Here is a 14356-nt window from a genome sequence, read left to right as displayed (position 1 = left end):
GCCTACCCTAGAAGGTCTGCCAAGTCGCTATCGGGGCCGATGAGGTCATCCAAAGACGGCGCCTCTGGCTGGGCCGGTGCCTGGTTGCTATTACCGCTATTGCCACCATTGCCGCTATTGCCATTGCCGCGTTGCGGTTTCGGGGCAGGCTTCGGGCTCTCCGGCTTCTTCTCCGGCTGAGCCGGCTTGGTTTCCTCTTCCGGAGCCGCTTCCTCGGCAGGGGCCTCGTAGTCCTGGGTATCGCCAGCGCCGCTATCCCAGCTCGGGTCATAGGCCGGAGCGGCCGTTCCGGCGCCCATGTTGCCGAATCCCAGCGGATAGGCAGCCGGGAAGTTTTGGAATTCGGAGTTGGCCAGGGAGTTATCCAGCACGGCCTTCCAAATCTTGGTTGGCGCGCCGGCGCCGTACATGATGCCGCCGTACTGATCGAAGATAGCGGAGGTGTTATCCGCGGTACCTACCCACACGGCGGTAGCCAGCTGCGGGGTGGCACCGACCATCCAGGCATCCTTGTTATTGCCGGTATCGCCCATCTGAGTGGTACCGGTCTTGGAGGCGGAAACACGGCCACCGGCAAGAGCGCCATTAGACCATGCGGCCACCGGCTCCATGGCTTCGATGACGTTATTAGCCACGTTGGACGATACGCGGCGCTCGCCCTCGTCTTCGGGGTGCTCGTACAGCACTTCGCCGGCAGCGTTTTCTACGCGCTGCACAAAGTGCGGGTTATGCCACACGCCCTGGTTAGCCAGGGTGGACATTGCGGTGGCCATATCGAGCGGGCGGGACTGGTACTGGCCCAGAACAATGCCTTCGAATGGCTGCTTGCCGTTTTCCGTCAGCGTCTTTTCAATGCCCGGCAGGGACTTAGCCACGCCAAGGGCGTGCGCCATATCTGCGGTGTCCTGCGTGCCGTTCTTGAGGTCCTCCTGCAGGCGAAGGAAGGAGGTATTCAGGGATTGCTTGGTAGCCTCGCGCAGGTTGCACACGCCGCAGCCGCCGCCCACGTTGGTGACAACATCCGAGCCAGGCAGCTGGTACGGAGCGGACGAGTAATTGGTATCCAGGCTGATGCCCTGCTGCAGGGCGGCCGCAAGGGTCATGATCTTGAAAGTAGAACCGGTCTGCAGCGGGGAGTTGGCGTAGTCCCAACCATTGGAATCGTGGCCGCCAAAGTATCCACGGACCGCACCGGTCTTCGGATCGATGGTCACGGAAGCCGCACGCGCATCCTCTTGCAGCGGAGCCATCTGGTCATCGACTGCCTGGATGGTGTTGTTCTGCACATTCATATCGATGGTGGTGGTGATGCGCAGGCCGCCGGTGGACACCTCGTTTTCGGTGATGCCTACCTCTTCCAGTTCGCGGATGACCTGATCCTTGATGTGGCCATTAGCGCCTGGGGCTTCGGTGTAGGCGGAGTACTCAGCTGGGTCGCGGGTCTCTGGGAAGACCATGCCATCACGCTGTTCCTGGGTGAGGTCACCCATGTCTACCAAGCCATCAAGGACGTAGTTCCAGCGGTCCTCGGAGCCCTCCTGGTTCACGCGCGGGTCGAGGCCGGACGGGGACTGAATGAGGCCAGCGAGCATGGCGCCTTCCTCCGGAGTGAGGTCCTTGGCGTCCTTATCAAAGTAGGCGTTGGATGCCGCCTGGATGCCGTAGGCATTGCGGCCGAAGTACACGGTGTTGAGGTAGGCGTTGAGAATATCCTCCTTATCCCACTCATTGGTCATCTTCACCGAGTAGATGAGCTCGCGAATCTTGCGCACGTAGGAGTATTCGTTGCCCACCAGCGTGTTTTTCACATACTGCTGGGTAATGGTGGAACCGCCGCCAGCATCTTCATTGCCGGTTAGCTTACCCACCACGGCGCGGCCGAGGCCGGTGAAGGAGAAGCCGGAGTTATCCCAGAAGTCACGGTCCTCCGCGGCCAGCACGGAGTCCTGCACGTATTCCGGGATTTCATCCAGCTTCACGTGGGTGCGGTTGCCTTCCGGCGGCACCAGGCGGGCGAGCTGGGTCTGATTATCACCCGCGTAGATGGTAGAGACCTGGTTATTGGCCAGGTCCTTGGGCTCCGGAACGGAGTATTGCGAGTATGCGTAGGCAAAAAGTCCTGCGGGCAGTGCTACAAAGACCAGTAGGAACGCCAAAACGACCCACGGCCAGATGCGGCGCTTCTTTGTCGCCTGCTTTTTGCTGGGGCGAGCCACCTTAGTGGACTTGCCGGTAGATTCCTTCTCGGTCACTGATTCGTGTCCTCATTCATCCCTGATCACAAACTAAATAATTGCAGCTTACTGCCTAAGGCGGTGCGCTGGAAACTAACACGCGTTAAATGCAGTAGCAGAACGCAACAAGTGGTTCCACCGGCACTGGCGGCATACCTCCACCTCGTGCACCGTAAACTCCAAGCCCTCGGCTACAAACTCCGCTATTTCTTTCTCACTGCGGGCACTCCCGGCGCGGCGGCCGAGGTTCTCGCCATAGACCCAGCGCGTGAGCCGCAGAGGTTCGCCACACACGGGGCATTCCTTATCCATGGCGCGCCCGTGGTGCTCTGCTGCGGCGCGCAGCAAAAAATCAGCATCGCACACGTCCTCCCGCGTGAGCTGCCCGGCGCGAAATTCGCGCAGGTGGTGGGCGCGCTCCCATTCATGGGAGAGCACGTGCTTATAGGCAACGGAATTCACCCGGATCATCCTAATTACCTCTTCTTGATCGATCCACATGGCGTTATGCCACCATAGGGCATAATTTTCGGCTTACTCTTGCGCAGTCACTGACAGCCACAACTCATGGAGTAAAAGGAGTAGACCGTGTCCGAAAAAGTAAAGGTCGCCATCGTGGGCGTCGGCAACTGCGCCACGTCCCTCATTGAAGGCGTGGAGTTTTATCGCAACGCCGCGGCAGATGCAGATATTCCCGGCTTGATGCACGCCCAGTTTGGCCCGTACCACGTAGGCGATGTGGAATTTGTTGCCGCCTTCGACGTGGATGCGGACAAGGTGGGCAAGGATCTGGCGGAGGCTACGCGCAGCTCCCGCAATTGCACCATTTCCATAACTGACGTCCCTGAGCTGGGCGTTACCGTGCAGCGCGGTCCTACCCTGGACGGCCTCGGCCGGTACTACCAAGAATCCATCGCGGAATCGGAAGCCCCGCTTGCCGACGTCCCCGCCACACTCCGCCAATCCGGCGCCGACGTCGTAGTCTCCTACCTGCCGGTGGGCTCTGAGGAAGCGGATAAGTTCTACGCCCAGGCGGCGATCGATGCCGGCTGCGCCTTTGTCAATGCCTTGCCGGTCTTTATTGCCTCTGATCCGGAGTGGGCGAAGAAGTTCGAAGATGCCGGGCTGCCCATCGTAGGCGATGATATTAAGTCCCAGGTGGGCGCCACCATTACTCACCGCGTCATGGCGAAGCTCTTTGAAGACCGCGGCGTGCGCTTGGAGCGCACCATGCAGCTCAATGTGGGCGGCAATATGGATTTCAAGAATATGCTCGAGCGCGAGCGCCTCGAATCCAAAAAGATCTCCAAGACGCAGGCCGTAACCTCTAACCTGCACAACTCGCCCATCGCCGGCAAGCGGGAGGACCGCAACGTCCACATCGGGCCTTCCGATTACGTGGAATGGCTCGATGATCGCAAATGGGCCTATGTCCGCTTAGAGGGCTCCGCCTTTGGCGAAGTACCGCTGAACTTGGAGTACAAGCTGGAAGTATGGGACTCGCCTAACTCCGCCGGTATCATCATTGATGCAGTGCGCGCCGCCAAGATTGCCCTCGACCGCGGGGTGGCGGGCCCAGTACTGGCTGCCTCGTCCTACCTGATGAAATCCCCGCCGGTACAAAAGGCCGATGACGTGGCGCGCGCCGAGCTAGAAGACTTTATTGCCGGAAACTAATTTTTTAACTTCCGAACTACCGCGCAGGGAAAACGGGCTATACAATCGTTTTCTATGACGCAGCAACATGAGGAGAAGGGCCCCGCTCAATCCCCGTCTACGTACGAGGATGCCGTCGAGGTCGCGCGTTCCATCCAGCCGTCGCTCAATAAGCTCATTCTTATTTTCCAGCGCACGGCGGAGGGCTCTTCATTGACCACCTCCCAGGTGTCCATCATGAACCAGCTGCGTATGCGCGGACCGTCCCGCGTTTCCACCATCGCGCAGGCAGAACTTATCCGCATGCCCACCGCCTCCAACGCGCTCTATCAGCTAGAGCGCCGCGGCTACGTGGAACGCCACCGCGATGAAGAGGACCGCCGCGGCGTCTTGGTAGCGCTGACGCAACTAGGCGAATCCGAACTAGCCATAGTCTCGCAGCAGCGCGCCTCCGCCCTAGCAGAGATCATGCGGTGGCTCGAGCCGAAGGATTTGGAGACCGCCAACGAAGTAGCCACCGTTATCTCCAAGCTGGCTGATGTCTATCGCCCCACAATGAACGGCGAACAGCGCTAGTTTTGCCCGCGGTGATTTCATTTTTCTTGGCCTTAACGTGATAATTGAGGGAAACGAAAACCGTAATCTCTCACTAGTTCACTCCGTATGGCAACTGATTCTTCCGATGGGCATCTGCCGGCCTTGAGCAAGGGCTCGGCCGATAAACCCCTTCGCATTCTTATTTCTTGGAGCCCTTCTTCCTCCGGTACCGAGGCTCTAGATTGTGCCGCGTGGCTCTCCCGCACCGCAGAAATACAAGTACGCGTCATCTCTACCGTGTTCCAGCCGTGGACTACGACTTCCCTCAACAAACTCGGCGGAAAATATAAAAAATGGTTTAAAGAACAAAAGGAGGCCTGTGCCGCAGCTACCCGTGCCGCCCTCGATGAAGCCGGCGTGCCGCGTAGCTGCTGGGATGAGAAACCCTCCCTATTGGTCGACGGCCCTTCGCGCCCCCATCTGCTGACGGAAATGGCCAAGAAGTTCGAGGCAGACCTCATCATTTTGGGGCCCAACCAGGCCGCACCGAAGGGCCGTTTCTTTGCTGGTTCTACGGCCGATACCTTGCTGCATTATTCTCCTCAGCCGTTGGGTTTGGTGCCCCGCAAGGTAAAACTGTCCAAGCACGGCGTCACCCGCTTTAACTTTGCCATTACTGAACGCAGCCCGCGCGAAGATCATGAGATGCTCGCCGCAGCGGAGCTCGCGAACCGCTGGAACCTGCCGCTGCGCCTGCTGGCCTTTTCGGCAAAGGGACTGCTCAATACGCCGTCCAAGGATAAGCACGATATGGCGCTCGAGCTGGTGGCGGAGTGGCTCGAGGATTCCCTCGCCATGCTGGACCGCGCCCGCGATTGCATTCAAGAAAAATTCCCCGAGCTGGATGTCACTTCTGAAATTGGTTCCGGTGCGGGCTGGGGCGGCGCAGTGGATTCGCTCAAGTGGAAGAAGGGCGATCTCATGCTCATGGCCTCCACCCCGCAGGGCCCCATCGCCCGCGTGTTCTTGGGATCTACCGCCACGGAGCTGCTGCCGCATATTCGGGTGCCTATCTTGGTCCACCCATCCTGCGGTTAGGATTGGGGCATGAGCCTGCGACCAGAGCATCCCGAAAACGATCTAACTTCCGATGCGGACTATGCCAATCTGCGCCGCCCGGAACCGCGGAGCTTTGATGAGCTGGCCGATGAGCCGGACCCTTTAGAGATTGCCGCTGCTAACCGCCGCTCCACCCGCCAGGCCGTCTGGTACATGATCGGCGTTCTTGTGCTCTCCGCGCTTTATGGTTTCGCAGTCGCGCTCGTCACTCGGCTCTCCGGTGGTCCCTTGTGTGAGGATGACGCCGCCACGTGGCTCTGCACCGACGGGCAGCGCACCTTCTTTAGCCTGACCACCCCGATCATTCCCTTCTTCGGCATGATCGGCTGCGCCATCATCATGGTGCGCAAGCTGCACCGCTATCTGCGGTGGCGCAGTTGGATGGCCATTTTCTGGGTAATGGCCTGCAATTTCATGCTGTGGACCATTACCGATATCCAGCTGTTCCTCATGGACTCGGCCGCCGCATAGAAACTTTCCGCCTCCCTATGATCCTCCTGCTTGATAATTACGATTCTTATACCTTCAACCTTGCCCACCTCATCGCGGAGGTAGCCGGACGCGAACCACTCGTCGTCGCCGCCGGTGAAGCGGAAGGGCTGGCCGATCGCGTCCGTGCCGGCGAATTTTCGCATGTGGTGATTTCTCCTGGGCCGGGCACGCCGGAGCGCGAGGAGGATTTCGGTGCTGCCCGGGGCATTATCGCCGCCGCAGCCGCGGCCGAGATTCCGGTACTGGGTGTATGCCTTGGCCACCAGGGGCTAGGTCTGCTGGCCGGCGCCCAGGTGTCGCGCGCGCCGCAGCCGCGCCACGGTTTTGTCTCTACCATCAGTCACTCGGGCGAAGGAATCTTTGCCGGAATCCCGCAAGACTTCGAGGTGGTGCGCTACCACTCCCTGCATATAGAGGAGGCCCCCGGCATTACCGTGCATGCCCGCAGCGAGGATGGCGTCATCCAAGCGCTTAAGGTCGATGGCTTGCCGCACTGGGGCGTGCAATTTCACCCGGAGTCGGTGCTTACCCAGCACGGCCGGGAGATTATGCGCAACTTTCTAGGCGGGTTCCGCTTGCTCCACCGCGAAGTCCCCGGCGCGGTGGATTGCCCACGGGTCTTTGCCGCCCTGCGCGCCGAGGGCAACGATGCCTTCTTCCTCGACTCCGCGGATCCCCGCGGGCGCTATTCCATCCTCGGCGATACCGCCGGCGCATTGAGTCGCTCTTTCCGCTACCGGCTTGGCGACGCCCCCGATATCCTCACCCTCCTCGACCGCGAGCTTGCCACCCGCATCATCGACGCACCGGACCTCCCGTTTACCGGCGGGGTAATCGGGTACCTGGGTTACGAATGCGCCCAGCTCACCCTGCCCATTGAGCTACGCCACCGCTCTCCTTACCCAGATGCCTACTTTGTGCGGCCGCAGTCCTTTATCGTCTACGACCACCACGCAGAAACCGCGCACCTGTGCTGCCTTGCCGATGACGGCGCCGAGGAACTGCTAAAACGCCTGGAAGCCGCCTTGGACACGGAGGAACCACGGCCCACGGGGGAGGACGGTGGGGCGTCGCTAAGCGCGGGCTCCTGGCGCAGCCCCGGCTACCTGGAGCGGATTAAACGCGCCCAAGAATTCCTGCACGCCGGCGAGAGTTACGAGGTCTGCCTGACCGATACCTACACGGCCGCGACCGAAGGCGAGCTCTATCCCCAACTGCGCTCGCACAATCCCGCACCCTATGCCGCACACCTCGTCTTCGACGGCGTAGAGGTCTGCAGCGCCTCGCCCGAACGCTTCCTCACCGTGCGCGGCCGTGAGGTAGAGGCCAAGCCGATTAAGGGCACCATCTCGGCCGACCAGGATCCCGCACTGCTGACCACGGACCCGAAGACACGGGCCGAAAACCTCATGATCGTTGACCTACTGCGCAACGATCTCTCCCGGGTATGCGAGCCCGGTACCGTGCGCGTGCCGAAGTTGATGCAGGTAGAAAGCTATGCCACCGTCCATCAGTTGGTCTCCACCATTACCGGGCAGCTGCGCGCCAGTGCCACCGCGGTCGATGCCCTCCGCGCCACCTTTCCTCCCGGATCGATGACGGGCGCGCCGAAGCTGCGCACCTGCGAGATCATTGACCAACTCGAAACGGGACCGCGCGGCGTGTACTCCGGCGTGGTGGGCTACCTGGGGTTTGACGGACAATCCGATCTCAGCGTGGTCATCCGCACAGCCGTGCGGGCGGCCGGTGAGATCACCATCGGCGCCGGCGGGGCCATCGTCCTGGATTCGGATCCGGCCGCCGAGCTGGAGGAGCGCAACCTCAAGGCCCAATCCGTGCTGGGGGCGTGGCAATGAGCAGCTACCTCTGGCACCAGGGCAGCTTTATTCCAAGCCAACCTCACCCCGGCCCCTTTGACGTTGCGGATTCTTGGCGGATGCTTGCCGACGCCCACTCCAACGCCCTCCCCCTGCACCTCCAGCGCTTCGAGTCGGTGGCCGGCCCACTTCCCGCCGGCTTCGTCCCCGCGATGCTGCAGCTTATAGGCCCCGGCGATCTCTTCCCCCGCATCTCGCTAGCCGGCGAACACCTGCGCCTCGATATTCGCCCCGCACCCCCTGCGCGCCGAACCACCCGGGTGACCTATGTGCAAGCCCCCGACCCGCGCACGCAACCTTTAGTCAAGGGTCCCGACTTCCCAGCGCTAGCACGCTACCGCGACGAGTATCAGGCAGACGGCACCGATGACACCGCCATCGTGGATTCCTCCGGTGCCATGGTGGAGACCACCACCGGCGCGCTCGTCGCCTGGGACGAGGAAACGCTTATCCTCCCCACCGGTCAGGCGCTGCCCAGCATCACGCTGCGCCAAGTTGCCCGGCGCGCTGCGGACCTAGGCATGCGAACCGAAACGCGCCCGCTCACCCCGGAGCTTGCCGCCGAACGCCCCCTGTGGTTCCTCAACTCGCTCCACGGTATTAGCCCGGTCAGTAAGCTACACGCCCCCACCGGCGTCATCCATCCGCCGCACAGCCCATATACCGTAGCGTGGCAGCACTGGTGGTGGGGCTGCTTCCGCAAGGAAACGGCGCGCGACTAGCTCTCCTGCTTGGCTAGCTGCGCTGCCACTTCGGCGCAATCCGGCCGGCCGCAGTGCTGGGTTTCTACGTGCTGGATGCAGTCATCACAGATGAGTACCTGCTGGCGGCAGGTATCTTCATTGATGCAATTGTGGAAGGTATTCGTGCCCTTACCGCAGTGCACGCAGTGGCCGAGCTGGATGAAACCGGGGTCTTGCAGTCCTTGGCCAAACTCGTGGTGCATGCGCTTGTCAAAGACATACATGGAGCCTTCCCACAGGCCATCATTGCCGTACTTTTCGCCGTAGCGCACGATGCCACCATCGATCTGGTAGACCTCTTTGAAGCCGCGGTTCTTCATCAACGAGGACAGGATCTCGCAGCGGATGCCACCGGTGCAGTAAGACACCACCGGCTTATCCTTCATCCAGTCATACTTGCCGGATTCGATTTCCTCGATGAAGTCATGCGTGGTTTTCACATTGGGCACGACCGCATTTTTAAACTTGCCAATCTCTGCCTCCATGGCGTTGCGGCCATCAAAGAAAACGACCTCTTCACCACGTTCTTCTACCAGCTTATTTACCTCTTCTGGCTTGAGGTGCACGCCGCCGCCAACGACGCCGTTTTCATCGACCTTCAGCTCGCCCGGCGCGCCAAAGGCCACGATTTCATCGCGCACCTTGACCGAAAGCCGCGGGAAGTCATCCGCGCCGCCCTCGGACCATTTAAACTGCATGCGCTTAAAGCCGGGGTATTCCTTGGTCTGGCGGACGTAGCGCTTGCAGGCTTCCATATCGCCGCCAACGGTGCCGTTGATGCCGTGCTCGGAAATGAGGATGCGCCCCTTGAGCCCCAGGGACTCGCACAGGGTGCGCTGCCACAGCATGATTGCGGTGGGATCTTCGATGGGGGTAAAGCAGTAATACAGGAGAACTTTGCCAATAGTCACGCCCCAATCTTAGGCCCGCAGCTGCGCAGATCCCCAATCTTGTAGCTCTCCCTTATATGACTGCGGCCCCTCCAGTACAAGCTGAAAGGGCCGAATCTTGAGCATGCGAAAGTTAGCGCTTTTGGTACAGCGCCTTCTTGCGGGCAAAGACTGGGTCAGAGGTCACGAGCACGCCGAGGTTGCGGAAGATTCCCTCATCCACAGAACCCAGGATGGTGGTGGTGTGGACGTCGCAACCAGCAAGCTCCTTGATCTGCTCCAGCGCCTTGCGGGCATTGTCATCCTTCGCCGCAGACACGGACAAGGCGATCAGAACCTCGTCGGTATGCAGGCGTGGATTCTTGGAACCCAGGTGCTTGGTCTTGAGCGTTTGAATCGGCTCGATGGACTCGGGCGACAGCAGATGAATATCGTCATCGATGCCCGCCAGGTGCTTCAGCGCGTTGAGCAGCATCGCCGCCGAGCAGCCCAGCAGGGGCGCGGTGCGGCCGGTGATCATGGTGCCGTCGTGCAGCTGCATAGCAGAGGCAGGCTCGCCGGTTTCTTCCGCGCGCTGGCGCGCAGGTGCTACCACGGGCCGATCTTCTACCTTGATGCCGGCCTTAGCCATGATGACGGCGGCGCGCTCGGATTGCTCGGTGCCCAAGCCCGCACGCGCCTCTTCCACCTGGGCCTTGAAGTAACGGCGGATGATTTCTTGTTGGGCGGCGGCGCGGCACACGGCGTCATCAGTAATGCAGAAGCCGGCCATGTTCACGCCCATGTCCGTCGGAGACTGGTACGGGGTGGTGCCGGTGAGCTTTTCCAAAAGCGTGCGCAGCAGCGGGAATGCTTCCACATCGCGGTTGTAGTTCACGGTGGATTCGCCGTGGGCGGACAGGTGGAAGTGGTCAATAATATTGGAATCGTTCAGGTCCACCGTGGCTGCCTCATAGGCCAGGTTCACGGGGTGTTCCAGGGGGAGATTCCAGATAGGGAAGGTTTCAAATTTGGCGTAGCCGGCATTATTGCCGCGCTGGTGCTCGTGGTAGACCTGCGAGAGCGCGGTGGCCAGCTTTCCGGAGCCAGGGCCCGGCGCGGTGACCACGACAAGGTCGCGGGAGGTTTCCGCAAACTCATTGCGCCCAAAGCCCTCTTCGGACACGATAAGGTCCGTATTGGTGGGGTAGCCGGGGATAACGCGGTGGCGCGCCACCTTGAGGCCGAGGCGCTCGACCTTTTCGATGAAGGCCTCCGCCTGGGAGTTGCCTTCCTCCAGCTGGGTCATGACGATGTTTTCTACCAAGAATCCGCGGCTGCGGAATACGTCCACCAGGCGCAGCAGGTCATCTTCATAAAGGATGCCCAGGTCCGCGCGCACCTTCTGGCGGGAGATATCCTTCGCGTTGATGCAGATGAGGATCTCAACGTCCTCTTTGATGCGCTCCAGCATCGCGATTTTATTGTCCGGGGTGAAGCCGGGCAATACGCGGGAGGCGTGCATATCGTCAAAAAGCTTGCCGCCCATCTCTAGGTAGAGTTTGCCGCCGATTTCCTCGCGGCGGGCGTGGATGTGCTTCGACTGCAGCTCAATGTATTTCTCGCGGTCAAAGCCGATTTTTTGCGTCATGATTTGAAAGCCTTCCCCTGAGTTAAATCATTCCGCATTTCGAGTTTACGCTATTGTCACCCCGCAAATAAGTGAGCTGGTTAGCGCCCGGTTTGGCCGAAAATTCTTCCCGATTAGACTGGATTCCATGCCTGAAGGTCACGTCATCCACCGCCTAGCTAATAAATTCAACGCCGATTTTCGCGGCATGCCGCTGCGCGTGACCAGTCCGCAGGGCCGCTTCGCGGCGGAGGCGGAGCTTCTCGATGGCGAGCGCATCGAGCTGGCAGAGACCTACGGCAAGCACCTTTTTGTACACTTCAGCGCCCAGGATCCGCGCCATATCCTCTATATTCACTTAGGCCTGATTGGCAAGCTGCGCTTCGAGCCCCGCGCGGAAGTAGGCGGACAGATCCGGGTGCGCATTGATAATGGCGCCGAGGCCGCTAACCTGCGCGGGCCGCAGTTTTGCCGCCTGCTCACTGAAGAGGAATTCCGCGCCCAGCTAGCCAAGGTAGGCCAAGACCCGCTGCGCACGGACGCCGACGTGGAGGCGCTCTGGGCCAAAGTGCATAAATCGCGCCGCAGCATCGGCTCACTCATGATGGATCAGCACCTTTATGCCGGAGTGGGCAATATCTACCGGGCGGAAACCCTCTTTCGCCACGGCCTCTCCCCTTTCCTGCCGGGCCGGAACGTTTCCCGTGAAACTTTTGACGCCACATGGGCGGACTTGGTGGTTCTCATGGAATACGGGGTGGAGCACGGCCGCATCGATACCGTGCGGCCCGAGCACTCCCCCGAGGCCATGGGCCGCGAACCGCGCAAAGATGACCACGGTGGCGAGGTCTACGTCTACCGCCGCGCCAGCCTTCCTTGCTATATCTGCGGCACCCCGGTGGCAGAAAAAGTCATGGAGGGACGCAACCTATTTTGGTGCCCGACCTGCCAACCGGCACCTTAAAGGCCTATCCTGGCGGTCATGCGACATGCCTATAGCGTTGCCGCCGTCCGCGCGGCAGAGCGTTCCCTTCTAGCCCAGCAGAACTTTGACGATGAGCTCATGCGCCTAGCCGCACGAGGCGTAGCAGCCACGGCCACAAGCATGCTCGACTCTGGACGGCACGTAACTATCCTTGCCGGACCAGGCGGCAACGGCGGCGATGGCCTCTATGCTGGCGCTTTCCTGGCAGAAGAGGGCTACTCAGTGGAGGCCATTCTCGCAGCGGATAGCGCCCACGAACCCGCGCTAGAGGCATTTGCCGCGGCCGGCGGAACCATTGCGCACGGTCTAGGAAACACCGATCTGCTTATCGACGCCATCGCCGGCCTCGCCTCCACACGCGGCCTTTCCGGTGCCCCACTGAGGGCCTATACCGAGGTCAAGGAGCGTGGGGTGCCGGTATTAGCTGTGGACATTCCTTCGGGCATTAACGCCGATACCGGCATGGCCGCAGCCGATGCCGTAGACGCAGACGTGACTATTAGCTTTGGCTGGGCCCGTGCCGGACATATCTTTGCCCCGGAATGCGGTGCGGTGGTGCTCTGCGATCTGCTCCTACCCGGCGCCCCTCGCTCCTTTGCAGAAGAGCTTTCCGCTACCGCGGAGCCGGTGGGCTATATCGCCAATGAACCCACTATTCCCCTGCCCTACCAGTGGCCGACTGAGCCGGTGCTTTCGGGAGAACAAGGCCTGGTCACCGCCCCGAAGCCGGTGGGCTGCACGGGACCAATCCTGGATCCGACTCCGGGAGCGAAAAGCACCAAGTACACCGGCGGAGTGACCGCAGTATGTGCTGGCAGCAGTGCTTTTCCCGGCGCGGGCATCCTCGTCGCCACGGGCGCGGTGCGCGCCACGCCGTCCATGGTTCGCGTCGTAGGCAATGACTCCGTGGTCACGAGCCTGCCGGAGGTAGTGCCTCATGCCAGTGCCCAAGAAAAGGTCCACGCCCAAGCCTGGGTCGTAGGTCCAGGGCGCGGCACCGGACCGGAGGCGGCCGCGGAATTGCGCGCCGTGCTAGAACGCGGGCTGCCCACCATTATCGACGCCGATGCGCTGACCGTGCTCTCGACCGACGGCGATCTACGCGAACTCGTGCGCGATCATCCCTGCGCCGTCCTGACCCCGCATGCCGGGGAGTTTGAGCGGCTCTACGCGGCAACTCTCGACCGCGAACGTGATCTTTCGGAAGGCCTTGGGGTGCGCCTGCGGGAGCTTTCCGATGCGCTCGACTGCTTCATCCTGCACAAGGGCCGGATCACCACGGTCACGGCCCCAGGCCAGAAAATTTATGGCATGAACGCTGGGCACTCCTACGCGGCCACCGCCGGTTCTGGTGACGTACTCTCTGGCATCCTCGGAGCCACGCTCGCGCAACTGGATGCCGCCGAGGCGGATTCGGAGGCGATCATTATGGAAATCCTGCACGCCGCGGCCATCCACCAACACGCGGCGGCCATTGCCGCCCACACCCCGGACGGCTTTGGCCTTTGCTCCGCCTCCCAGATTGCCGCGGCCGTGCCGCAGGCAATCGCACGGCTACTCCTCATGCAGCGCTAGCTGAGCGCAGTGACCTTCTCCTGCTCGGAGACATGGCCGTCCTTGACCTCAACCACGCGGTCAGCGAAGTTCAGCAGGGAGCGGTCGTGGGTCACCAGCACGGTGGCGGTGTTCATCTCCTGGGTGACATCGCGCAAGAGGCGGATGATCTCCTGCGAAAGGTGGGAATCAAGCGCAGAGGTAGGCTCATCCGCCAAGAGCAGGTCCGGCTGCTCCATGAGCGCTCGAGCGATATTGACCCGCTGGCGCTGGCCACCGGACAACTGGCCCATGCGGCGATTGCCCATCCCGGCCAGGCCTACAAACTCCAATAACTCATCGGCGCGCTGTGTGCGCAGCTTGCGGCCAGCAATATGGTCCATGATCACCAATTGGTCGCGCACATTGAGCGAGGACAGCAGGTTGGCCTGCTGAAAAATGATGGAGCGGGTACCGTCCACGTGCACGGACCCGGAGTCTGGGGTGATGAGGCCAGCGGCTACGGACAGCAGCGTGGACTTGCCGGACCCTGACTCACCCACGATGGCGGTAAGGGTAGTGGATTCGGCGATGAGGGAGGCTTCGGCAAGCGCGGTGGTCGTGGCCTCACCGTCCTGGTAGGTCACGGTGGCGTTGCGGATATCAAGAATGGTGGACATA

At 61.2% G+C, this 14356-nt stretch carries 13 protein-coding genes; 8 read left to right on the top strand and 5 right to left on the bottom strand.

Annotated elements, in window-relative coordinates; all coding sequences use genetic code 11:
* Positions 1-2: 2 nt before the first annotated feature.
* Together MHY22_RS09055 and MHY22_RS09050 are read right to left on the bottom strand one after the other, a co-directional pair.
* Entirely contained in the window at positions 3-2252 is a 2250-nt protein-coding gene (locus tag MHY22_RS09055) for a transglycosylase domain-containing protein (RefSeq protein ID WP_239279023.1), read from the bottom strand.
* A 75-nt stretch (positions 2253-2327) separates the two neighbouring features.
* A complete protein-coding gene (locus MHY22_RS09050) occupies positions 2328-2705 on the bottom strand; it encodes a DUF5318 family protein (RefSeq protein WP_239279031.1) in 378 nt (125 codons plus the stop codon).
* A 117-nt stretch (positions 2706-2822) separates the two neighbouring features.
* Here MHY22_RS09050 and MHY22_RS09045 point away from each other — a divergent pair, with 117 nt between their 5' ends.
* The 6 genes from MHY22_RS09045 to MHY22_RS09020 all read left to right on the top strand — a co-directional run bounded on the left by MHY22_RS09045 (position 2823) and on the right by MHY22_RS09020 (position 8637).
* Complete coding sequence (locus MHY22_RS09045) at positions 2823-3911, top strand: inositol-3-phosphate synthase (protein WP_239279022.1); 1089 nt, start codon at positions 2823-2825, stop codon at positions 3909-3911.
* 54 nt (positions 3912-3965) lie between these two features.
* Positions 3966-4466 carry a MarR family winged helix-turn-helix transcriptional regulator gene (locus tag MHY22_RS09040; protein WP_239279020.1) on the top strand — a complete coding sequence of 167 codons (501 nt, stop codon included), beginning with the start codon at positions 3966-3968 and terminating at the stop codon, positions 4464-4466.
* Between the two features lie 87 nt (positions 4467-4553).
* Positions 4554-5525 (top strand): universal stress protein, encoded by a 972-nt coding sequence (locus MHY22_RS09035; RefSeq protein WP_239279019.1) that lies wholly within the window; start codon positions 4554-4556, stop codon positions 5523-5525.
* A gap of 9 nt (positions 5526-5534) precedes the next feature.
* Entirely contained in the window at positions 5535-6017 is a 483-nt protein-coding gene (locus MHY22_RS09030) for a hypothetical protein (RefSeq protein ID WP_239279018.1), read from the top strand.
* Positions 6018-6034: 17 nt separating this feature from the next.
* Positions 6035-7894: a chorismate-binding protein gene (locus MHY22_RS09025; protein ID WP_239279017.1), complete on the top strand. Its 1860-nt coding sequence runs from the start codon at positions 6035-6037 to the stop codon at positions 7892-7894.
* Positions 7891-8637 carry an aminotransferase class IV gene (locus tag MHY22_RS09020; protein WP_239279016.1) on the top strand — a complete coding sequence of 249 codons (747 nt, stop codon included), beginning with the start codon at positions 7891-7893 and terminating at the stop codon, positions 8635-8637. Before MHY22_RS09025 ends, MHY22_RS09020 begins: the two co-directional genes overlap by 4 nt.
* Here the strand turns inward: MHY22_RS09020 and MHY22_RS09015 are convergent.
* Positions 8634-9569: a rhodanese-related sulfurtransferase gene (locus MHY22_RS09015; protein WP_239279015.1), complete on the bottom strand. Its 936-nt coding sequence runs from the start codon at positions 9567-9569 to the stop codon at positions 8634-8636. The two genes, MHY22_RS09020 and MHY22_RS09015, sit on opposite strands and share 4 nt — an antisense overlap.
* Before the next feature lie 112 nt (positions 9570-9681).
* Positions 9682-11178, bottom strand: a complete 1497-nt coding sequence (locus tag MHY22_RS09010; RefSeq protein ID WP_005326977.1) for a DUF1846 domain-containing protein — start codon at positions 11176-11178, stop codon at positions 9682-9684.
* Between the two features lie 127 nt (positions 11179-11305).
* On the opposite strand from MHY22_RS09010, the gene MHY22_RS09005 reads away from it, so the two are divergent.
* Entirely contained in the window at positions 11306-12121 is an 816-nt protein-coding gene (locus MHY22_RS09005) for an Fpg/Nei family DNA glycosylase (RefSeq protein ID WP_239279014.1), read from the top strand.
* 18 nt (positions 12122-12139) lie between these two features.
* Positions 12140-13717, top strand: a complete 1578-nt coding sequence (locus MHY22_RS09000) for a bifunctional ADP-dependent NAD(P)H-hydrate dehydratase/NAD(P)H-hydrate epimerase (protein WP_239279013.1) — start codon at positions 12140-12142, stop codon at positions 13715-13717.
* Here the strand turns inward: MHY22_RS09000 and MHY22_RS08995 are convergent.
* Positions 13714-14355, bottom strand: a complete 642-nt coding sequence (locus MHY22_RS08995; RefSeq protein WP_239279012.1) for an ABC transporter ATP-binding protein — start codon at positions 14353-14355, stop codon at positions 13714-13716. The two genes, MHY22_RS09000 and MHY22_RS08995, sit on opposite strands and share 4 nt — an antisense overlap.
* Position 14356: the final 1 nt, after the last annotated feature.

It is taken from the genome of Corynebacterium sp. ACRPO (genome assembly GCF_022347205.1).
Taxonomy (GTDB): Bacteria; Actinomycetota; Actinomycetes; order Mycobacteriales; family Mycobacteriaceae; genus Corynebacterium.
Note: the sequence above shows the minus strand (reverse complement) of the source record. Positions and strands in the feature narration are given on the sequence as shown.

Coding starts and splice junctions, on each gene's coding strand:
- MHY22_RS09050 (WP_239279031.1), bottom strand. CDS start 2,705: ATGATCCGGGTGAATTCCGTTGCCTATAAGCACGTGCTCTCCCATGAA.
- MHY22_RS09040 (WP_239279020.1), top strand. CDS start 3,966: ATGACGCAGCAACATGAGGAGAAGGGCCCCGCTCAATCCCCGTCTACG.
- MHY22_RS09035 (WP_239279019.1), top strand. CDS start 4,554: ATGGCAACTGATTCTTCCGATGGGCATCTGCCGGCCTTGAGCAAGGGC.
- MHY22_RS09030 (WP_239279018.1), top strand. CDS start 5,535: ATGAGCCTGCGACCAGAGCATCCCGAAAACGATCTAACTTCCGATGCG.
- MHY22_RS09025 (WP_239279017.1), top strand. CDS start 6,035: ATGATCCTCCTGCTTGATAATTACGATTCTTATACCTTCAACCTTGCC.
- MHY22_RS09020 (WP_239279016.1), top strand. CDS start 7,891: ATGAGCAGCTACCTCTGGCACCAGGGCAGCTTTATTCCAAGCCAACCT.
- MHY22_RS09010 (WP_005326977.1), bottom strand. CDS start 11,178: ATGACGCAAAAAATCGGCTTTGACCGCGAGAAATACATTGAGCTGCAG.
- MHY22_RS09005 (WP_239279014.1), top strand. CDS start 11,306: ATGCCTGAAGGTCACGTCATCCACCGCCTAGCTAATAAATTCAACGCC.
- MHY22_RS09000 (WP_239279013.1), top strand. CDS start 12,140: ATGCGACATGCCTATAGCGTTGCCGCCGTCCGCGCGGCAGAGCGTTCC.
- MHY22_RS08995 (WP_239279012.1), bottom strand. CDS start 14,355: ATGTCCACCATTCTTGATATCCGCAACGCCACCGTGACCTACCAGGAC.